Below are 20,559 nucleotides of genomic sequence, written 5' to 3'. Positions count from 1 at the left end.
ATGCTGCTTCAGACGGCCACCGGGCCTCCATCTTTTTTCTGAATGACCACGGTGGCTGCACGAGGACGTACGCTGCCCGATGCTTCACGGGTGGCATCTTGTGCCAACGAAGCGTCGTCCGCGGGCCAATTGCCCGGATGCTGAATGTTGATGAACAGCGCCGTCTTGTCAGGCGTGGTGAAGATACCGGTGACCTCGCAGCCGTTCGGGCCGACGGCAAACCGCTTGATATGGTGCTGATTGTTCTGCTTCACCACAGGGTCGCCGCCACTCTTACCCGCCTTCAGCGCGCTGGGCACCACGGCAAGCAACTGATCGTTGGTGTATTGGGTAATGCTTTCATAGCCGTTGTCGGTCTGAATCCAGAGGATGCCCTCACCGCCTTCGCGCTCGTCGAACCACAAGCCATCGGGGCTGGCGAACTGGTTCTGCTCCGTCAGACCAGACAGGTTATCTGCGTCGTTGACACCGGCGCCGAAAACAAACACTTCCCAGCCGAAGGCATTGCTGTGCTTATCATCACACCAGCGGATGATATGCCCCGCTCCATTGTCGGGGCGCGGGTTGGCCGCGTTGGTCGGCGCTGTCTTGAAGCCGATACCCGGCTGGGCAATGTCTTCACCCTCGTTGGTATAGGTGGGAGAGCTGGCTTTTTCGGTGCGCTGGCTGTTGTTGGTCAGCGTCAGGTAAACCTCACCGGAAGCCGGATCAACGGTGGCCCATTCGGGGCGATCCATCGGTGTGGCCCCCATCAGGTCAGCCGCATCGCAGGTATGCACGATAATACCCGCCAGGTCATCCTCGGCCAGGCCGAGCGCGTCAGCCAGCCGGCGCCCGTCGCGGCTGGTGGCGGTGGGCGTCAGAGGCAGCCATTCGCCACTGCCATCGGCGTTGAAGCGCGCGGTGTAGAGGGTGCCCTCATCCATGTATTTGGCACCGATGGCCAGGCGGTCATACTGCTCGCCAGGGCGATTGCCATCCGCCGGATCCCAGGACGCCTCGGAAACAAATTTGTAGACATACTCGTTGCGCGCATCGTGGCCGGAATAGAAAACGACCGGCTCACCCGCTTCCAGCTTGCCTATCCAGCACCCTTCGTGGCGGAAGCGGCCAAGCGCCGTACGCTTGACCGCATGCTGATTCGTGTAAGGGTCGACTTCGACCTGATAGCCAAAGGTACGCGCTTCGTTGCGGTAGTCATCGATGGCATCTTCTCCGCGCGGAGTGATATCGAAACGCGCGAATTCGTCACCACTTTCACTGGCATCACCGGCGGCGGTTTCCCAACCGTAGCGGCTGCGCTCGGTCGGTATGCCGATACGCGCATCGTCGATGAAACGTTCGCCAGTGTTGACGAAAATATTCGGCCAGTTCTCTTCACAGGCAATGTAGGTGCCCCACGGAGTGACACCGTTACCGCAATTGTTGTTGGTGCCGCGTGTCTGGGCACCGTTCGGCGAGAAGCGGGTCTTGACGTAGTCGCTGCCCGCTACGGGGCCACCCAGATCCATCACCGTGGCACTGGTAAGGCGGCGGTTGTAGCTCGAACCAGGCACATGCGTCCAGCGGCCTTCGCCATCCTTCTGAACTTCCACCAGCGTCACCCCATGAGCATTGATTTCAGTGCGTGACTCCTCGGCCGGGCGTTTGCCTTCTTCGGCATTGGTCGGGCCACCCTGGGTTGACCAAAGAGCGTCTTGATCGATGTACTCATTATTCAACGCCAGCACAAAGCGATGCGACGCACTCTGGCTGTCGAGTGCAAAGCCGGCCATGCCGTCATGGTGCATGCCGACACTGGCGGCCTGTTGCTCGGCGGTCATCGCCTGGGCAGGATGCCACTGGCCGCCGGCCTTCAGCGGGGTGCCCCAAGGCACGAGAACCTGAGCGGTGTAACCTTCCGGCACGACCACGGCGTCCTTGTGCGCCCCGCTAATCGCTTCGAAGGCGAGCGCCAGCGGTTTCCTGTCGGATACTGAGGCCAAGGCTTTAGAGGTCACCCCCGTGCCCAGCATGGAGGCGGCGGCTAACCCCAGCCCTCCGCGCATCACATCACGGCGCGATACATGCTTGGCAAGCACCTCGGCAAAGGGCTGGTTGCCGCTATGGTTAAATAGGCGATGATCTTCGATCTGCTTACTCATGGTGGCCTCGCTTGTGAATCGGTTGTTAGCACAAAAGCTAGTCACCGGGAACGGTAAGTTCTACAAATGACAGTTGAATGAGCCGTTGATGTTAGTTTTATGAAGGGGCAGAGTAATCAGTGATTGAAAGTGACCTGACGAGGCGGGGCTGGCGGCGTCTCCGAGTCGATAGATACGTCACTCGGAAAATCCATGAGAAAAGGAGAAGGCATGCAAGCTCACTGGCATGATTTGAGCGGGCCGGAGTTGGCCGCCTGCGCCGAACGCGACCCGGTGGCGGTGCTGGTACTCGGTGCTATCGAACAGCATGGCGCTCATCTACCGCTTTCCACGGACCTGGATATCGGCCTGGGTTTGCAGGAAGCCATGTTGCAAGCCCTTGCATCTCGCCACGCCACCCCAGACGTTCTGTGTTTACCCGCCTTGGCGGTAGGCGCCAGTGACGAACATATCAGTTTCAGTGGCACCCTGAGCCTACCCGCGCCTCTAGCCATTGCCACTCTGGAAGCCTATGGCGACAGCCTGGCGCGCGCCGGTATCAAACGACTGGTGCTGCTTAATAGCCATGGCGGCAACAAGGCGGTGATGGATATCGCCGCTCTCACCTTACGCCGGCGCCATGCCATGTGGGTAGCCAAGACCACTTACACGCGCCTGTCGCCACCGGTGGACCTGCTGCCCACCAACGAATGGCGCCACGGCCTGCATGGCGGGGCCGTGGAAACCGCCATGATGCTGCATCTGGCGCCCGAAAAAGTCACCATGCAGCATGCGGGCAACTTCACTTGCAGCGGCACAGCCCAAGACGGTCGCTTGGGCCTGGAAGGTCAGGCATCGCTTGCCTGGCTGGCCGAAGACCTGACACCGGAAGGTTTGGCCGGCAACGCCACTCTGGCCAGTGCCGAGCTTGGACGCCGTCTGGTCGAACACTACGCCGCAGGGCTTGCCGATGTGGCGGTGGAGCTTGCTTCCATGCGACTACCCGCACGTTGATCACGTGCCGGTAGTTGATACCGAAACAGCCGGTATCGAAGCAGCCGGCATCCAAAAAGGTTCTCAGCGTGGTAAGTCACCGAGGATGGCATCCAGCAAATGCCCGGCACGTTCAGCCTTGGCGCTCAGATAACGGTGGTTATGGTCGGTCAGGCTACCGTACAGCGCCTGACGCGACACCACCTCTATGCCGCCCTGGGTCAGCGCCGAGATTTTCGTGGGGTTGTTGGTCAAAAGCTGCACTCGGGAAATATCCAGGGCATCGAGCATGTCCACCGCCACGCTGTACTGGCGCTCATCCTCGCCGAACCCCAGCACCTGGTCGGCATCCAGGGTATCCAGCCCGCTGTCTTGAAGCGTGTAGGCACGCAGCTTGTTGGCCAGCCCGATCCCGCGGCCTTCCTGGGCGAGATACAGCAGCACGCCGCCGCCCATGGCATCAATGTCCGCCACGGCGTTGCGTAACTGCTCGCCGCAGTCGCAGCGCAAACTGCCGAACAGATCGCCGGTCAGGCACGCCGAATGCAGCCGCAGCGGAACGGCACGTTCAATATCGAGTTCACCGATGATCACCGCCACATGCTCGCGCATGCCATCGGGCTCGCGAAACAGTACGAAACGTGCCTCGGCGGCCTCGGCAAGCGGAATACGCGCTTCACTGACACGCTTGAGCATGCCCGGCGCTCCATGCAAGCACGCCTGAGCCGCTTCCAGCGACACCCTTAGCAAGCTGCCTTGGTGTATCTGTTCGACGATAGCGTCGTGCTGCTGGCGGTCAATTCTTGCGCACAAGGCCGCCGGTACCAGCAAGGCGCGGCGCATCAAGGTCAACGCCGCCTGTTCTGCAGCGTTTGCGGCCTCCAGACCGTTCAGGCGTGGCTTGGCGGGCGGCTGTTCAGCGAGAGGCGCTACCGACAACATCGAGAGTTCCGCTTCGCTCAGTTCATCGTGCAGCGGCAAGCGACCCGCCTCAGCGTCTAGCGTTACGTCCAAGGCGGCCAGGCGATGCCGAGTCATCACCAGCGCCGGAGATGCTTTTGCCAAGGCGCTCAATGTACGTACCGAATGATTGCCTTCCAGCGCCTGGACCAGCAGCAGTTCATCACCGGACTGCAACACCACCGGCAAACCTCGACGAATATCGAAAATGGCACGTTCAACCTGGTGCATAAACACCTCCCAAGCGGTGATGATGGCGTCGATGGATGGGGCTTGTGCTCCTTGCCACTGCCCCGCATGATGCGGCCAATGGTTCTTCACCAAGACACGCCACCCACTGAAGATACGCTATTGACTATGGATGAAATTTCACCGACCCAAGCCTGGCACTGGCTGCTCGCGCGGCATCGTCGCCAGCCACCGCCGTTTGCATTGACCCGCACCGTATCGGGCGAGTGGCATGGACCCGTTCCCCTTTCCCAGGAAGCGATTTCTCTGCTTGAATGCCTGGCGCCGCTGGTCGAAACCACAAAGCGGCTGGCACTCGCGCAGCTGGGGCAAAGTCTGGATGGGCGCATCGCCACGCAAAGCGGCCATTCGCACTACATCAACGGCCCACAAAGCCTGGTCCACCTGCACCGCTTGCGGGCACTGGTGGATGCCGTGGTCATCGGCGTGGGTACCGCCAGTGCCGACAACCCTCAACTCAGCGTGCGGCACGTCGAGGGCGAAAGTCCCGTTCGCGTCATTCTCGACCCCCGTGGCCGCGCTCCGCAGCGACTCGGAATATTGCAAAACGGCCCCACGGCTACGCTGCACCTGATCGGTGACAACGTCAGCCTGGACACCCACGCCGCCGGGCACGTCACCCGACAGCGTCTGGCGCTGGATTCCCAGGGCCACTTCCAGCCGCAGGCCGTGCTCGATGCCTTGGCCGCACACGGGCTGAAACGCGTGTTGATCGAAGGTGGCGGCGTTACCGTTTCGCGCTTCATCCAGGCCGGCGTGATTCACCACCTGCATTTGCTGGTCGCACCGCTGCTGATCGGCTCGGGGCGCCCGGGGCTTACCCTGCCGCCCATCGAGACGCTGCACGCCGCCCTGCGTCCCCCGGTGCGTTGTTTCGCCTGCGGTGACGACACCTTGTTCGATGTGACGCTTCTGGCCTCCGGGTGAGCCCACCGGGCGGTATGGGTGCCGGAGCATAAAACACACACCCGGCAAGCTGGCCAGCAATACCAGCACGCCATAGGCCAGCGAGATCGCCACCCCCTGGGCCGGGGGCAGCCCCACCAACGCCCAGGCACCGGCGGCGGCACCTTCCCGCAGCCCCCAGCCGGCAATCGAAAAGGGAATCAACATCGCCAGCAAAAGCGGTGGCGTCAACGCCAACAGAGTGATGCTGGAAATATCCGCGCCGATCGCCCGGGCGGCACACAGCATCACCAAGCCATAACTGAAGACCACCAGCAACGAAGCCCCCAGCTGTTGTGGCCATATACCCGGACGTAACAGTCCATTCTGTATATCTTGACGCAATGCTTGCCACCAGCGCGGCCCGCCATGCGGCGAGAGCCGGCTTTTACGTAACCCCCAGCGTAGCGCCACTATCAGCAAAGCGCTCAGGGCGAGCAAGAGCACAAGCCCCACCGACCCCAGCACCGCATGCCATACCGGAGACGCTAGCAAGGCCGCCAAGGTCAAGATAACCACCGCCATCTGCCCCGAGGTGCGCTCGATGATCACCGCTCGCCAGGCGCTGCCGCGCGCCCGGCTGTGTTGCGCATGGCGCCAGGCACGGCCGGCATCGCCCACCACACCGCCAGGTAACAATTGATTGACCAACAGGCCAAGGTAATACTCTTTTAGCGCATGGGCATAACCCAGCGGCACCTTCAGACAGCGGGCGGTCAGCCACCAGCGCCAGGCACTGAGCGCCACTTGCCCACCACTGAGCACTAACGCCAGGATTACCCAGGCCGGCGCCAGCCCGCGTATTTCCTGAAATACCTGCTGGGGAGATACCCACAGAAAAAGCCCTGCAAGCACGATCAAGCTCGCAACGGGCCGCCAGAATGATCCCGACATGCTCAATGCTCACCCTCGGGGCTGGCGAATATATCCACATGACCCACGTAGATGCCCACCTCGCCGTTGCCGAGTGCCGCCAGGCGCTGGTCACGCCAAGCCTTCAACATGTCTTTTCGATGGGGCGCCTGAGCCAGGGCGGCCTCATGCCAGCCATTCACCAAGGCCCGCGCCAACGGCAGAAAGCGCCGGTCTCCGGCGGCCAGGCACCAGGGTGACGATGCCTGTTCCACGCGGTAACCGGCCTGTTGCAGGCATTCAACCAGAAGCTTGGGCGCGCGCCCTCCCAGGGCGGCTCCCAGCCCCTTGTCGCGAGATTGATGCGCCTGGAATAACCCTAGCACCATGGCGTCCTCCGCATCGGAAATAGCCTCCCCGCCATGGTTCAAGAAGTGCCAGTCGCCGCTGACACTCAAGGTAAGCAACAGGGCCTGTTGGCGCTGACGGCACGCCTCTACCAAAGATTTCGCCCACTGCATTGAAACCAGATCGCACAGTGCCGAAGCGGTGACCAGATCCACGCCATCCATCAAGTCGGCATCCACCGGGGCCAAGTGGCGACGCTGGGGCGTCAGCATGACGGGTCGAGAAGCGGCATCCCGAATCGATGCTTGCGGGGCGCTTGCCTGCTGCAGCAACCCAGGGTCGTGGTCCACCAGGCGCCAATGCTGGGGGCCGGGCAAGCGCGGGGCGAGAAAACGTGGATTACTCCCCGTGCCGCTGCCCAAGTCCAGAATTCGCTTGGTGCCCGGGCGGCGCTCGAGCCAGTCATGCGCCAAGCCGGTGAGCCGATGGCTGCGTGATTTGCCGTCTAGCGCTTCGCGCAGGCTCAGCCAGTCGGCCTCGAAGCGGCCATCCTCGGGCAGGGAATCCGTCAACGCCTGAGCGAATCCCCGCCCCGCCGCCTGCCAATCGCTTAATGTTTCCCGCGCCTGAACCGCACCATCGCGCAGTGTCCGACGCAGCTCAGGCGACTCGCACCAACGGCGCAGCGCTTGGCTGAATGCATCTATATCGCCGGGGGGCAGGCACCACCCCGCGCCCTGCGGCAGGGTATCGGCCAGGGCGCCCCCCTGGGTGGTCACCACGGCGATGCCCCGGGATAGCGCCTCGGTGACCACCATGCCGTAACCTTCATACCAGGAAGGCAGCACAAACAGATCGCTGGCGGCGTAGGCGGCATTCAGTTCATTTGCGCTGCACTCACCGCGCAGCTGAACCCGGTCTTGCAGGCCCTGCTGCTGGATCAGTTGCTGTACCCGCGCCACCTGCGCCGGGTCACGATCCAGGCTACCGATACAGTCACATCGCCAATCGAGATCGCGTAACGAAGCCAGCGCAGCCACCAGAATGTCATGGCCTTTGCGTTCGGTCAGAGTGGCCACGCACAGCAACCTCGGAGTGGGGTTTTGTGGATCAAAAGCATTCAGCGGCGCTCCCTCCACCCCCGGTTCCACCACATGCCGCCGCGCCAATTCGATGGCTGGCAGCGTTGCGGCGAGTTGTTCCAGGCGTCTGGCGGTAAAGGCACTGGTAACGATGATGCGCTTCACCCAGGAGAGCCCCTTGAGCTCCCGCGCCTTGAAGCGCTGCCTCTGCGTCTCGTTCAGGCCGCTTTCATCGCAGAGTGGGTGGTGCACTAGGGCGGTGATATCCAGGCGGCGGGCATGGCGCGCCACCACTTCGGGCAAGGCGCCCATGGCCAGGCCGTCGAGCACTACCCGCGCCTGGTCGGGCAGGCTACCCAATGCCTGGTCGAGCTCATGCTCGGCGATGGCATCGGCATCGGGAAAACGGCCTTCAAGCCCCTGCACGCTTACCTGCCAGCCTTGGGCGCGCAGTTCATTCACTACCCGGGCGTCATAGAGGTAGCCGCCGGTGCGTTGCCCAGGGTCACCTGCCACGACTAATGTTAGGCGCTGCACAGCTCGCCCTCATAGCTCGCCCAGGCGATGTGCGATTCATGCAAGGTCACCTCGATACGTTGGATACCCCGCGCTGCTTCTCCTAGTTCACCTTGCTCGATGGCGCCCGCCAAGGCATCGAAAATCACCTTGGCCATGAATTCAGTGGTGGTGTTATGGCCCTTGAGCGACTCCACCTCATCCAGGTTGCAGTAGTTGTAGGGCGCCAACAGCTGTTTGAGCCGCTCGCTTGCCAGCCCGATATCCACCACCAGCCCATCGGTATCCAGCTCAGCACGCTGAAAGCACACATCCACCACATAGGTGGCGCCATGCAGGCGTTGGGCGGGGCCGAAGGCTTCGCCGGTAAAGCTGTGGGCGATCATGAGGTGATCGCGAACGCAGAGACGATACATAGGGAACGGACTCCTTGGGGTTAGAGATAGCGCACACGATGGCAAAGCTCGGTACTGCCTGGCGCCAGAATTGTCGCCATGCGACGGGGTAATTCGGAAAAATCGCTTTCGCCGCTGATCAGGGCGTCCAGACAGGGGTCTTGCAACAGGCACAAGGCAAGCTCAAGGCGGCGCCGATAGCCCCAGCGGGGCTGACACTGGGTGGGTAGCCTTCCCACCTGGCTGGAACGCAAGGTCAATCGCCGTGAATGAAAGGCTTCCCCCAAGGAGAGCGTGACCTCACGTTCGCCGTACCAACTCATTTCGATGACGCTTGCCTCGGGCCCGGCAAGTGTCAGGGCCTGGCGCAACCCCTCGGGGTTGCCGCTGGCATGAATTACGCAATCGCATTCGCTGGGAGCCTGTCCAGGCATGGCAAAGGCAACGCCCAGCTCGCGGGCCAAGGCTTCGCGTTGAGGGTTGATATCGATCAAGCTGACCTGAGTGCCGGGAATCGCCTGGCACAACCAAGCCACCAAGCTCCCTACCACGCCTGCGCCGACCACAGCGATGCGGTCGCCGACGCTGGGAGCGGCATCCCAAACACCGTTGATCGCGGTTTCCATATTGGCGGCCAGCACCGCACGTTCCGGGGGAAGCATTGCCGGAAGCGGCATCAAGGCATCCACAGGCACCACGTAACGCTCCTGATGGGGAAACAAACAGAAAACCGTCTGACCGAGAAGCTCTTCAGGGCCCTCCTCCACCTGGCCGACGCTTGCATAGCCGTACTTCACCGGCGCCGGAAATTCGCCTTGCTGAAAGGGCGCACGCATTCGCTGGTATTCCGACGGGGGTACCCGACAGTGCCATACCAAGGACTCAGTACCTCGGCTAATACCACTGTAAAGCGCCTTGACCAATGCCATAGGTGGCTGCGAGGCGTGAGGCGGCCACTCCAGGCGTGATTCACGTAGCTCACCATTCTCCTTGGCGCTCATCCAGAAGGCCTTGGCCTTAATGAGGGAATCTTCAGCAGCCGCCGCAGCCATAATGCAATCCTTAACCGAAAGAGAAAAATGCGCTTTATAAAACTCGTTTCATGAAACATGCTTTAAAAGATAGTTAACAAAACATGCCTTGATTCACAATGGTCGGCTCAATCGCATTGCTTTAGCCAAGTGTTCGGTCGACGTTAACACTTCTACAAGGATGGTACATAAAAATATTTATGCATCAATTTATTTGAGCTATGTTGAACGTAATCTTCCCCAGCGGGTAATGCCATGGCCCTTTTTTCCTCCGATGCAGACCCATTAGGCCCATTTTCAAGCCGCCGTATTGAGCGCACGTTGGGCGAGCTAGTCTTGGGAGTAGCTGTCCTCTGGTTGCTGGCGGCATTACCTTATCCACTTTCCCTGACACTGGCGCAAACCCTCGGGGCTACGCTGCTGTACGCCATACTCGCAGGCTGGCTATTGCACCATTGGCGACAGGGTGCGCTTGGCTGGGCCAATCGCATCACGTTGTTGCGGGGCATCCTAATCCTGCTACTCACAGCCGCCCTGTTCACGCCCGACTCCTTCGAGGCCCGCCGCCTCACCTGGCTGGGCATGGCGACCCTAGCGCTGTTGCTAGATGGCCTGGACGGCTGGGCGGCTAGACGCCAGAACTGCCAAAGCGAGTTGGGCGCACGTTTCGACATGGAACTGGATGCCTTCTTCATCTTGATGCTCTGTCTGGGGCTGATGATTGCCGATATCATCAGTGCCTGGGTGCTGTTGATCGGCATCATGCGCTATGTTTTTGTGTTAAGCGGCCATGTATGGCCATGGCTGAAGGCCCCGTTACCCGAAAATGTGCGACGCAAGGTCATCTGTGTCTGGCAGATAGTGGCGTTATTGCTGGCGCTACTTCCTTTCATACCATCCGGTATTGCCTTGGGCCTTGTAAGTTCGGCATTGGTAGCCTTGACGGTCTCGTTTGCACTCGATGTACGCTGGCTATATCGGCATACGTCTTCATCTCTTGCAGGTACCTGACCATGACATTGTTCCATAGCGTCCTGAAACGCTCCCCGGCAACCCTGTTGGCTGCCAGCATTGCGTTTAGCGCACCATCAGCTCAGGCGGCACCGGAAACATTCGCTATCGACCCGGAGCACTTCTCGGTCGGTTTTCTGGCCGAGCATGTCGGCTACGCCAAGATACTTGGCATGTTTCTGAAGGCTGAAGGCGAATTCATTTACGACGAACAAAGCCAGACGCTTCATTCGGCGCAAGTGACAATCGCGGCCGACAGCGTTTTTACCAATCACGAAGAACGTGACAAGCATCTGCGAAGCGATGATTTCCTGCATAGCAGGCGCCACCCAGCGATTGTCTTCGAAGCCACGCGTTTCACCGCACAAAGCGACAATCAGGGCCTACTTGAAGGGGAGCTCACCCTGCTCGGCGAAACGCATCCCGTGACACTTGACGTCACACTCAACAAGGCGACGGAATATCCTTTCGGACATGGTGAATACACGCTGGGAATTTCCGCACGTACCACGATCGAACGTAGCCGCTGGGATATGCGTTATGCACTGGAAGAGGAGATGGTCGCTGATGAAATCGAACTGATCTTTGAGTTCGAGGCATTACGACAATAGCGGCGCCAGTATTCACGGCAAGCTTGTCAGCATTTTTATAACGAAACCAACAAAAACGCTCCGCCAAGATACAAGACGGAGCGCCATATGCCACAAGCATGAGGGGATGTGCCTCAATCAAAAACGCAAGCGCAGCCCCACGCTGGCGGCGTCGAAAGTGTAATCGGACTTATCCAGATAACGCATGTAATCCGCCCCCAGCGAGAGGTTCGGCGTCATGTCGAATTCGCCGCCCAAACCGTAGGAAAAGTCACTTTCACTCTCGACGTCGAAATCCACCTCGGTGACGCCTACCAAGCCGTAGACACGCAGTTCCGGGGCAATCGGCACGATCCCCTTGGCATAGGCGCCTACCAGGTATTCAAGGCTAACGTCACCATCGGAGCCACCGGTACCTAAATGCCCTTCCACAGCGAAGAGCTCATTGAATTGCGCACCACCCCGTAGGCGCAAGCCGAAGTCGTCCGAGGACGAAGCACCACCATCCGGGTCAAGCTCCCACCACATAGCGTCGCCACCCAAGTAACTTTCGGGATATGTCGACCATTGCTGGGCCTGAGCCGATACAGCGAAAGCCCCCGCGCTTAGCAAGACTGCAGAGAGAATTAGCGGTTTCATAGCTATGTACCTCCGTTAAAGAACGGCGTTTTATTACCTCTCTTTCAATGTGGTCCATACCATGGATTCACGCAACCCTGTTTTTGTCTTTTTGCTTGTGTTGGTGTTTATGCAGCTCGTATTTGTCGCAGCGCAATATATTGAACTAAAGTAGGCGTCTTCCGCCTAGTCACTGCAGTTAGATCCGCATGCGCTGCTGTCCTTCACCCTTCCTGGAGATGCCATAATGCCTACCCAATCCGATCAGCCACAATGCATCCTATTGGTACCCACTAGCATCGGCGCAGGCTTGACGTCGGCCTGCCTGGGGCTGATCCAGGCGCTGGACACCATCGGTCTGAAAGCCGGTTTTCTCAAGCCGTTCATGCAAGATGAATTCAACGGCTCGGGCCAGGATCACTCCACGGCGTTGGTGTCACGTACCTTGAACCAACGCCCTCCCCCGCCGATCTCCCAAGCTCGCCTGGAGCATCTGCTGCGCGACAACCATCTCGACGAGCTAATGGAAAACGTGATCGAGCTTTACGACCAGGTTATGCGCCAAGCCTATCGCGATGGCAGTGCGCTGGATCTGGTGGTAGTGGAAGGCGTCGTTCCCACACAGCACACCACTTATGCCACCCAGACCAATGCCCAACTGGCGCATGCACTTAATGCGCGGATCATTCTGGTGGGCACCGGTGACCTGAACGAACCCCAGGCACTGGCCGAACAGCTCGACATGCACGCCAGAAGCTTTGGCGGCGTCAGTTCCAGCCGAACCTTGGGCTGCATTCTGATGCGAATGAAGAATCTGCCTTATGACGAGGACAGTCTGGCTCCCGCCCCAGGCACGGCCAATGCCCGGCTGGAGAAACCGGTGCTGGATGAATTGCAACGCTACTCGCCGGCCTTGGCCACCGAGCGTTTTCATTTGATCGGCGTGGTGCCTTATAGCAAGGCTTTGAGCGCTCCCCGCACGCTGGATGTGGCCCGGGCGCTGGAAGCACGTCTGCTGAATGAAGGCGAGGCGGTCAGTCGACGCGTGCTCTCCACCAGTCTGTGCGCGCGTAGCGCCGCCAACGCCTTGCATATCTTCAAGCCCGGAAGCTTAGTGGTGACCTCCGGCGATCGTGATGACGTGATACTGGCCACGGCACTTGCCACCATGAACGGCACGCGACTTGCCGGGATACTACTGACCAACGGCTACATGCCCAACGACAACATGATCGAAATGTGCCGTCCGGCACTCAATACCGGCCTACCGGTGCTTACCGTGGATACCGATAGCCTGACCACGGCGACCAACCTCAGCCGCATGAACAACGAAATTCCCATGGATGACCTGGAGCGTGCCGAGAAGATTGCCCGTTTCGTTGCCGCGCATATCGACCTGGAATGGCTGAAGGAAAACCTGAGCCGGGGCTATACCCGCCGCCTCTCGCCCTCGGCCTTTCGCTACCAGTTGGTCAAACTGGCGCAGGAAAACAAGAAACGGGTGGTGCTGCCCGAAGGTAACGAACCGCGCACCGTGGAAGCCGCGATCCTCTGTCAGCGTCGCGGCATCGCCGACTGCGTGCTGCTGGGCGACCGCGAAGAGATCGAAAATGTGGCGCGCAATCGCGGCCTCACACTTCCCGAAGATTTGGAAATCATCGACCCTGACAGCATCCGTACCCGTTATATCAAGCCCATGGTGAAATTACGGCATGGCAAACTCAACGAGATTACCGCAGAGGCCCAGCTTCACGACAATGTGGTGCTCGGCACCATGATGCTGCAACTCGATGAAGTCGACGGTCTGGTCTCCGGTGCGGTGCATACCACCGCCAATACCGTGCGTCCAGCATTTCAGCTGATCAAGACCGCCCCTGAATACCGCAATGTGTCATCAATCTTTTTCATGCTGCTGCCGGAACAGGTAGTGGTCTATGGCGACTGCGCGGTGATTCCCGACCCGGATGCCGACACCTTGGCGGAAATCGCCCTGCAAAGCGCGCGCTCCGCCCAGGCCTTCGGCATCGAGCCGAGAGTGGCGATGATCAGTTATTCCACTGGCTCATCAGGTAGTGGTGTGGATGTCGAGAAGGTCCGCGAGGCCACCCGACTGGCCCGAGCGCGCGCCCCGGACCTATTGATCGACGGCCCGCTGCAGTACGATGCCGCCGCCATCGAAAGCGTCGGCCGGCAAAAAGCGCCGGATTCGCCGGTGGCCGGACGTGCCACAGTTTTCATCTTTCCCGATCTCAATACCGGCAATACCACTTACAAGGCCGTACAGCGTAGCGCTCAAGTGGTGAGCGTGGGTCCCATGCTGCAAGGCTTGAACAAGCCGGTGAACGATCTTTCACGCGGGGCTCTGGTGGACGATATCGTGTATACCATCGCCTTGACCGTCATTCAGGCCACCCAGAATAGCGAAGTGGCACGGCACAGAGAGGCAGCTACCACTGAATGAGCTAACCCGACAGAGCTGGTTTGGCAGGCCAAACCCACTTATGCTCTGAGCTCTCGTTACTCGTATTCAACATACTTCTCGCTCTGACGGGCGAGGGTTGTCGCACAGGAGAACTGCATGACTGGCCTGCTACCCGATGTCGACCCGAATGGGTTGCTGGAATATTCCGTGGTTTACACCGACCGCTCCTTGAATCATATGTCTCAGCGGTTTCAAGGGGTGATGCGGGATATATCCGCTACCTTGAAAGAGGTCTACCACGCCCATGCGGCAGTGATCGTTCCCGGCAGTGGCACCTTCGGCATGGAAGCGGTGGCTCGCCAGTTCGCTACCGACCAAAAAACCCTGGTGATTCGCAACGGCTGGTTCAGCTATCGCTGGACGCAAATCCTCGACATGGGACACATCACGCACCAGCAGACAGTTCTCAAGGCTCGGCGCCTGGACGCTGACGACCCGCACTCCCCTTTTGCGCCGGCACCGATCGAAGAGGCCGTGGCCCAGATTCGTGCCGAAAAACCCGCGGTGGTTTTTGCCCCCCAGGTGGAAACTTCGGCCGGTCTGCTGTTGCCGGACGATTACATTCAGCAGCTCACTCAGGCGACGCATGAGGTCGGAGGCTTGTTCGTGCTGGATGCCATTGCCGCCGGCACGCTTTGGGTCGACATGGAGGCATTGGGTATCGATGTGGTGGTCAGCGCACCGCAGAAGGGCTGGAGCGGCCCGCCCTGTTGCGCCATGGTCATGCTTTCCGAGCGCGCCACAGCCCGGCTGGGCGAAACCATCAGCAGCAGTTTCGCCTGTGATCTGGGCAAGTGGCACACCATCATGCAGGCCTATGAAAGCGGCGGTCATGCTTACCACGCCACCATGCCCACCGACAGCCTGAATCGGCTACGCGACATCATGTTCGAGACCCGCGACTACGGCTTTGACAAGGTCAAGCTCGAACAACAGCGCCTGGGCCGCGACACCCGCGCCATGCTCGAACGTCACGGTTTCAAGAGTGTCGCAGCACCCGGCTTCGAAGCGCCTGGCGTGGTGGTCTGTTATAGCGAAGACCCGGCCATGGTAGCCAAGCTGGCGCAGGCAGGAGTGCAGGTGGCCGGCGGCGTTCCGCTGATGTGCGATGAAGGCGAGGGGTTTCAGACCTTTCGTATCGGGTTGTTCGGCCTGGAAAAGCTTCACCATACCCAGCGCAGCGTGAAGTCTCTGGAAGCCGCCATCGTTCAAGCCACAACGGCCTGATTCCGGAAACGGTCTACAAGACACGAATCGATGGGATACACCGCTGGGCATTCGCCCAGCGGCCTTGGGTTTGGCGGCTCAAAAGTGGTGGCTCAATAACCGCCGACTCCTCTGGGAGCCAAGCCCAGGTTATTTTCTACTTTCTTCACTCCGTTGGTATTTTCAGCGGCTACCTGTGCCGCAGTGCGCTGCTCCGGGGCATCGACCAATCCCCAAAGTTCCACGTTGCCGTTTTCCACCAGAACGTTGATGCCGCCGATGCGCACCCCGGCATTGTCTTCGATCTCCTTCATGATGGCGTCACGGATGGCGCGATCATCCGCCGGCGCCTCGGAAGGCTGGGTACTGGTCGATGCCAGGCCCTGCAATAGATTGGCACGACTCACGATTCCCACCAGTTTGTCGTTACGCACCACCGGTACACGCTTGATGTGATGCTTTTCGAGCAACCGGGCCACATCTTCCAGCGGCATGCTCTCCTCGATGGTCAATGGCTTCGGGGTCATGATCTCACTCGCCTTGCGCCCATGAGACTTGACGTAGGATCCGGCGTCGTTGGCCCCGGTAAAAATTGATTTCAGCCACCAGGATTTGCGTTGATCGGTGCCGTTTTCCACCCGACGCATCAAGTCCCCTTCACTGACGATACCCAGCACCTTGCCTTCGGCATTGACCACCGGCACTGCACTGATTCGGTTTTCCATCAACAGTCTGGCGATTTCGCGTACTTGAGTATCCGGTTCTACCGTGATCACATTCTGGGTCATGACATCGTTTGCTTGCATGATATTACCTCGTTCCTGGCTTGCATTGGCTTTCAATGACTTGCAGTGGCTTGGGACCCCTGGTGTGGCGAGAACACTCTCTTGTAATTCTAGTTTGGAATGCGACATGCCGCGATCTTCCATGCCTCGGGGCAATGACTTACTTGATACAGCTCAGTAAGCATCACCGCCTTCTTCATGGACCTTCTCCACCACCACGATACCCGAACGGCTTACCACCACCTTCCAACGCGCTAACAACGGTGACGAACCACTGCCACTTTCCTTCACCACCAGATTGAACAGATGGCGACGTTCGACGCTTTCGCGCATTGCCTGTCCATCCTTGAGCCGATAGATGTAATGCTTTTCCTTGCCCATCAAACGCGTCAGCATGCCAATATCCAGCGACAGGATCTCACGGGTATGCTGATAACCACTGAGAAAACGGGTCGGCGACATCCGTGAGCTGGAGCGATAATGAACGATGACCTCTTCTCGTTGTGCCACCTTGCGTTTGCGCACGCGTCGAATATCCTCGTCAAGCGAGGCAAAGCGCGTGTAATCGAACCATTCCAACTGGCGCCCGACCAATACATTATGGGTGGCATCGAAATAGTGACGCCGCCACTTGGGACGTCCCTTGCGCAACAGGCGCCACAAGGTATTGCGTAAATCATCCTTGAAGACTTCCCGCATGGCATACAGCAGCGCAATGGCCAGCACCAGCAAGGCTGTCACGTCGCCCATGTAGTTGCGCAGGTATAAAAGACCCAGCGAGACAAAAACCATCACCACGGCCGTGGCCAAGCCCTTGACCGCTCTTTGCTCTCCTCCCCCGAGTTCCTGAGTACGCTGTTTCAAGGTGATCGGATATTCAATCAGACGGCGCAACAGGCGCATCTTGTTGGACATGCGCGTCGGATCTCGGTTGACGCGTTCGGCGTTGTACTGTCGCTGCTGGCGGTAGTCACTTTCATATCGGCACAGGTCAACGAAATGCCGACGAACCTCGGAAAACTCACTTCCTCGCGGTAAATGCGCCACCAACGCCAGCAGTTGTTGTTCGGTAAACCAGGACAGGTAGTTGTCGACATTGGCAAAGTACTTGTGCAGCGCTTCATCCTTGGGCCGGTTACGTCTCAGGCGCTTGAGAATGCCTTCACTCAGCTCGCTGACTTCGGTCAATTGAGCTTCCAGTTCGGGGCCGAGTCGCTGCTGTGTCGGGTCGTCCCTTTGCAGCTCTTCATCGCGCCACGCCTTGCGCAGAATCCGAACATTCTCCAGCATCGCCTGGGTGCTGCGTTCCATGGCCACGACGTATTGATAGGCATACAGGCTCAAGTTAAGCCGGTAATGTTCCGTGCCCAGACGATTGCGGCTGGACAGCCGGCTATATACCAACGGCAGGTGATGTTCATCGCTGTAATAGGTCCGCGTGACATGCACGCCACTGTGGTAGAGCACGTCTTCGGAGATGACTTGCGTACTCAGCCCCAGTTCGCTGGGAACGAACAAATACACGTCCAGATGGTGAGAAGTTTCCTCCTGAAGCGTACGGGACAGGCGCAACTGAAAGCCGTTTTTGCGTTCTACGCTGATCACCCGAACAAACTCCTGCTCTACTGGATGCCTTAAGGTTATACCATATGGATATGGTACCGAGGTTGTCATACTGATCCAGAGCGACCATTTCCCGCCATGTTCATTAAAACGTGACGAGAAACAGCTAGCTGCCCAAGCCTTCGTCCATTTTCAACATATCAAACAGGCCTATGAATATTTAAGTTACTTATCACCTTGCTCGCCATCGCTGGAAGCATAGGCCTGGCTGCCGGGGTCGCCCTGGGCATGAGCCTGGGAACGCCGTAACCCTGCTTGCTTGTATTCATCACCTTTGGCGTACTCTGCCTCCGTCGGCCGAGGCGCCTCCTGGGGAGCGGCGGGGTGAACCCGTCGACTATCATGCTCGGTTTTGGGTTCCAATGAGTCGCCGGCTTTGTCTTCCAGTTCGCCGGTTTTGCCTTCCACACTGATGCTCATGCGGGGCATCGCCATATCCAGCCCCTGCTCTTCCATACGTTGCTTGAGCAACAGGTTGAAGGCGCGCGCCACGTCCCACTGCATTTCCGGCGCGGTACGAAAGCGCATCCGCAAGATAGCCCCACCTTCATCAAAACGATCAATCCCCTGGGGTTCCAGCGGTGACCAGATGTGGTGACGCATCATGGGATCCTTGCGCAGTTCCATCGCGGTTTCCTGCATCAAGTGCATGGCATCGTCGATCGGCATGGCATGCGGCACACGAATCCGCATCAGGGCGATGCCGAACTGGCGCGACATGTTGTGAATTGACTCAATCCGGCTGAAGGTGATGATATGCACTACCGCATCCAGGTCACGCAGGCGCACGGTACGCAGAGTCAGTCCTTCCACCGTCCCCGTGTGGCTGTTGATCTGCACGAAATCATCCACCGCCAGTGAATCTTCGATCAGAATGAAAATACCGGTGATCAAATCCTGCACCAAGGTCTGGGCACCAAAACCCAGCGCCAGACCGATGACACCGGCACCTGCCAACAGCGGGGTCACATTTACCCCTAGGTTCGCCAGCCCCACAATGGCCGTAATGATCAGAATGGTGACGAAGATCACATTACGGATCATTGGGGTAATCGTTTGGGCTCGTGCCTGGTTGACACGCCGCCCCCGCGAGCGCGCCGATGAGGTCAGAGCACGCTGAATCGCGGTGTCGGCAAAAATCCAGATCAACCAAGCCAGTAGTAGCGTAAGCCCGAGACTCGCAATCGCCTGGCCGATACGCGCACTGGCCATGCCTTGCTGCCCCCATCCCCACAACGAACCACCCCATACCTGGACAGAGAGCTCGGCAAAGATCCCCCATGCGCAGATATGCCCCAATACATAACCGAAGCGCTCCAGTCGTTTACGATACTGGCTACGCCGATGATGATGGCGACGCTTGCCCATACGCTCGGCATGGCGACGCAGCAGTCCTGTGACCACCAGCGTCAGTACCAGCAAGCCAGCCGATATGATCGAGCGTGCCAGTGCAGTACCTACCCCTCCCACGGTAATGAAAATTGCCAACAACGAGCCGCCGACCACCAGCAATGCTGGCACATGCCAGAGCGCGCCCAGTACCCGGACCAATTCAACCACGGTTCCCGCATCACGCCGCTGAGGGTAAGAACGGTTACAGATCAAATGGCGAATCGGGCGCTTGAACTTGAGGATGAAGCGCGCACTGATCAGTGCCGCCAGCATGTTTGCCAAGACCGATACCAGGCTTGAAAGCTCTTCCCCCAGCATGTCTACAAGGCGGCTGGAATTGACCGCATCGCCCAGCGCAATCAAGGCGCCGATGACGAATAACCAACGCAGCGCGCGTCGCTGTAGAAGCTGCACGGCGGTAAACCGGTGCCCACGACTGAACACCGCAATGACGGTTTCAAACACCACCGACAACGCCCGCCCGAATAGGCATACATAGGCCAACACCAGTACCAGCACGCGCCCTGGGCTATAAGCCAACAGCTGGGATACGCCCAGCACCAACACGAAAGCGAGTGCCCAAGGCAGCATGCGTCGCAGAAAATGCACCGCCAGCAGCCAGGCCGGGGGATCACGCGGCAGATCCAGCGGCCACTGTCGACGCCGGGCCAACAAGCGCCCAAGAGCAATCAGCATCACTAGCGAGCCAACCCAGACCAGCCCCAGAATTGCCCCGCTGGCGCTGACACGAATGGCTTCACTGGCATCGGCACTTTCCATCAGGTTACGCAGGTCTTCCGCCCCTTGGGATAGCTGGCGCGACCATTCGTTAATGGGTGATGTGTCGGCCTCCGCCTGCTCCCCCAAGTCAGTCAAGGTGTCCGCCAGCGCACCCAGTAGGCCCTGGCGCGCACCGGGTTCCTCGCCGGCTTCATGGGCCATCTGCAAGTCACGCAGTGACTCCAGCAGCTCATTGCGACGCTCGCTATCTTCCAAGGTGGTGATGATGTTATCCAACGAGCGTTGAAATGATTCGCTATCCGCTTGTGTGTTTTCCTGGTTTCCATTCATCCCCGGCAGGCTCAATGTCTGCGCCTGTACCGGCGCCACCATCAGTGCCGTGAAGATAAACAGCCCTAGCATTATCTTGGCTACGTTTGCCTTGAGCCCCGTCTTGATTAATTCTGTTTTCAATAACATGATCTTGAATAACATCGCCTCGAATAACATCGTCTTTCTTGGCTGCTGTATTACCTTGTGCTGTCGCACCTGCTTCTCCTGGCTGGCAAGGGTGGCGGCCTGTGGCTAAGACCAACCGGGGGTATGATAGACTTAAGGTGATATTCGTTCACCTCACA

General features: G+C 59.1%; 15 protein-coding genes and 1 pseudogene. 6 read left to right on the top strand and 10 right to left on the bottom strand.

Going from position 1 to position 20,559, the window contains the following annotated elements:
- Window positions 1-8: 8 nt before the first annotated feature.
- Window positions 9-2,144 (bottom strand): PhoX family protein, encoded by a 2,136-nt coding sequence (locus LG290_RS03935; RefSeq protein WP_499836330.1) that lies wholly within the window; start codon window positions 2,142-2,144, stop codon window positions 9-11.
- Window positions 2,145-2,354: 210 nt separating this feature from the next.
- Here LG290_RS03935 and LG290_RS03930 point away from each other — a divergent pair, with 210 nt between their 5' ends.
- Window positions 2,355-3,137, top strand: a complete 783-nt coding sequence (locus tag LG290_RS03930) for a creatininase family protein (RefSeq protein WP_499836329.1) — start codon at window positions 2,355-2,357, stop codon at window positions 3,135-3,137.
- Between the two features lie 63 nt (window positions 3,138-3,200).
- Here the strand turns inward: LG290_RS03930 and LG290_RS03925 are convergent, their stop codons facing one another.
- Window positions 3,201-4,307 carry a GTP cyclohydrolase II gene (locus tag LG290_RS03925; RefSeq protein WP_499836328.1) on the bottom strand — a complete coding sequence of 369 codons (1,107 nt, stop codon included), beginning with the start codon at window positions 4,305-4,307 and terminating at the stop codon, window positions 3,201-3,203.
- Between LG290_RS03925 and LG290_RS03920 the strand changes: the two genes are divergently transcribed.
- Window positions 4,203-5,252: a RibD family protein gene (locus tag LG290_RS03920; RefSeq protein WP_499837019.1), complete on the top strand. Its 1,050-nt coding sequence runs from the start codon at window positions 4,203-4,205 to the stop codon at window positions 5,250-5,252. The two genes, LG290_RS03925 and LG290_RS03920, sit on opposite strands and share 105 nt — an antisense overlap.
- A gap of 108 nt (window positions 5,253-5,360) precedes the next feature.
- Here LG290_RS03920 and LG290_RS03915 read toward each other — a convergent pair.
- The 4 genes and pseudogenes from LG290_RS03915 to LG290_RS03900 all read right to left on the bottom strand — a co-directional run.
- Window positions 5,361-6,164: pseudogene (locus tag LG290_RS03915) on the bottom strand (lysylphosphatidylglycerol synthase transmembrane domain-containing protein); the annotation flags it as partial.
- Between the two features lie 2 nt (window positions 6,165-6,166).
- The gene (locus tag LG290_RS03910; RefSeq protein WP_499836327.1) at window positions 6,167-8,089 is read right to left on the bottom strand and encodes a glycosyltransferase; all 1,923 of its coding nucleotides are present in this window, start codon (window positions 8,087-8,089) and stop codon (window positions 6,167-6,169) included.
- A complete protein-coding gene (locus tag LG290_RS03905; RefSeq protein ID WP_160417325.1) occupies window positions 8,077-8,484 on the bottom strand; it encodes a 6-pyruvoyl trahydropterin synthase family protein in 408 nt (135 codons plus the stop codon). Before LG290_RS03905 ends, LG290_RS03910 begins: the two co-directional genes overlap by 13 nt.
- Before the next feature lie 20 nt (window positions 8,485-8,504).
- Window positions 8,505-9,515, bottom strand: a complete 1,011-nt coding sequence (locus LG290_RS03900) for a zinc-dependent alcohol dehydrogenase (RefSeq protein WP_499836326.1) — start codon at window positions 9,513-9,515, stop codon at window positions 8,505-8,507.
- 315 nt (window positions 9,516-9,830) lie between these two features.
- Here LG290_RS03900 and LG290_RS03895 point away from each other — a divergent pair, with 315 nt between their 5' ends.
- On the top strand, window positions 9,831-10,505 hold the full coding sequence (locus tag LG290_RS03895) for a CDP-alcohol phosphatidyltransferase family protein (RefSeq protein ID WP_499836325.1): 675 nt from the start codon (window positions 9,831-9,833) through the stop codon (window positions 10,503-10,505).
- Between the two features lie 2 nt (window positions 10,506-10,507).
- A complete protein-coding gene (locus LG290_RS03890) occupies window positions 10,508-11,116 on the top strand; it encodes a YceI family protein (RefSeq protein WP_499836324.1) in 609 nt (202 codons plus the stop codon).
- A 117-nt stretch (window positions 11,117-11,233) separates the two neighbouring features.
- Here the strand turns inward: LG290_RS03890 and LG290_RS03885 are convergent, their stop codons facing one another.
- A complete protein-coding gene (locus LG290_RS03885) occupies window positions 11,234-11,734 on the bottom strand; it encodes a porin family protein (protein WP_160417329.1) in 501 nt (166 codons plus the stop codon).
- 226 nt (window positions 11,735-11,960) lie between these two features.
- Between LG290_RS03885 and pta the strand changes: the two genes are divergently transcribed.
- A complete protein-coding gene (gene pta / locus LG290_RS03880) occupies window positions 11,961-14,174 on the top strand; it encodes a phosphate acetyltransferase (RefSeq protein WP_499836323.1) in 2,214 nt (737 codons plus the stop codon).
- A gap of 117 nt (window positions 14,175-14,291) precedes the next feature.
- Window positions 14,292-15,422 carry an aminotransferase class V-fold PLP-dependent enzyme gene (locus tag LG290_RS03875; protein ID WP_499836322.1) on the top strand — a complete coding sequence of 377 codons (1,131 nt, stop codon included), beginning with the start codon at window positions 14,292-14,294 and terminating at the stop codon, window positions 15,420-15,422.
- 92 nt (window positions 15,423-15,514) lie between these two features.
- Here the strand turns inward: LG290_RS03875 and LG290_RS03870 are convergent, their stop codons facing one another.
- The 3 genes from LG290_RS03870 to LG290_RS03860 form a co-directional block, all read right to left on the bottom strand.
- On the bottom strand, window positions 15,515-16,207 hold the full coding sequence (locus LG290_RS03870) for a CBS domain-containing protein (RefSeq protein WP_499836321.1): 693 nt from the start codon (window positions 16,205-16,207) through the stop codon (window positions 15,515-15,517).
- Between the two features lie 153 nt (window positions 16,208-16,360).
- Window positions 16,361-17,791, bottom strand: coding sequence for a hypothetical protein (locus tag LG290_RS03865; protein ID WP_499836320.1), 1,431 nt, complete (start codon window positions 17,789-17,791; stop codon window positions 16,361-16,363).
- 183 nt (window positions 17,792-17,974) lie between these two features.
- The gene (locus LG290_RS03860) at window positions 17,975-20,344 is read right to left on the bottom strand and encodes a mechanosensitive ion channel domain-containing protein (protein ID WP_499837018.1); all 2,370 of its coding nucleotides are present in this window, start codon (window positions 20,342-20,344) and stop codon (window positions 17,975-17,977) included.
- Between the last annotated feature and the right edge of the window lie 215 nt (window positions 20,345-20,559).

The sequence above is a fragment of the Halomonas sediminis genome (assembly GCF_044871105.1).
Classification (GTDB): domain Bacteria; phylum Pseudomonadota; class Gammaproteobacteria; order Pseudomonadales; family Halomonadaceae; genus Vreelandella; species Vreelandella zhuhanensis.
The sequence above is the reverse complement of the archived record's forward strand: the minus strand, read 5'-3'. Positions and strand labels throughout refer to the sequence as shown.

Coding starts and splice junctions, on each gene's coding strand:
- LG290_RS03935 (WP_499836330.1), bottom strand. CDS start 2,144: ATGAGTAAGCAGATCGAAGATCATCGCCTATTTAACCATAGCGGCAAC.
- LG290_RS03930 (WP_499836329.1), top strand. CDS start 2,355: ATGCAAGCTCACTGGCATGATTTGAGCGGGCCGGAGTTGGCCGCCTGC.
- LG290_RS03920 (WP_499837019.1), top strand. CDS start 4,203: ATGATTGCCTTCCAGCGCCTGGACCAGCAGCAGTTCATCACCGGACTG.
- LG290_RS03925 (WP_499836328.1), bottom strand. CDS start 4,307: ATGCACCAGGTTGAACGTGCCATTTTCGATATTCGTCGAGGTTTGCCG.
- LG290_RS03905 (WP_160417325.1), bottom strand. CDS start 8,484: ATGTATCGTCTCTGCGTTCGCGATCACCTCATGATCGCCCACAGCTTT.
- LG290_RS03900 (WP_499836326.1), bottom strand. CDS start 9,515: ATGGCTGCGGCGGCTGCTGAAGATTCCCTCATTAAGGCCAAGGCCTTC.
- LG290_RS03890 (WP_499836324.1), top strand. CDS start 10,508: ATGACATTGTTCCATAGCGTCCTGAAACGCTCCCCGGCAACCCTGTTG.
- LG290_RS03885 (WP_160417329.1), bottom strand. CDS start 11,734: ATGAAACCGCTAATTCTCTCTGCAGTCTTGCTAAGCGCGGGGGCTTTC.
- pta (WP_499836323.1), top strand. CDS start 11,961: ATGCCTACCCAATCCGATCAGCCACAATGCATCCTATTGGTACCCACT.
- LG290_RS03875 (WP_499836322.1), top strand. CDS start 14,292: ATGACTGGCCTGCTACCCGATGTCGACCCGAATGGGTTGCTGGAATAT.
- LG290_RS03870 (WP_499836321.1), bottom strand. CDS start 16,207: ATGCAAGCAAACGATGTCATGACCCAGAATGTGATCACGGTAGAACCG.
- LG290_RS03860 (WP_499837018.1), bottom strand. CDS start 20,344: ATGCTAGGGCTGTTTATCTTCACGGCACTGATGGTGGCGCCGGTACAG.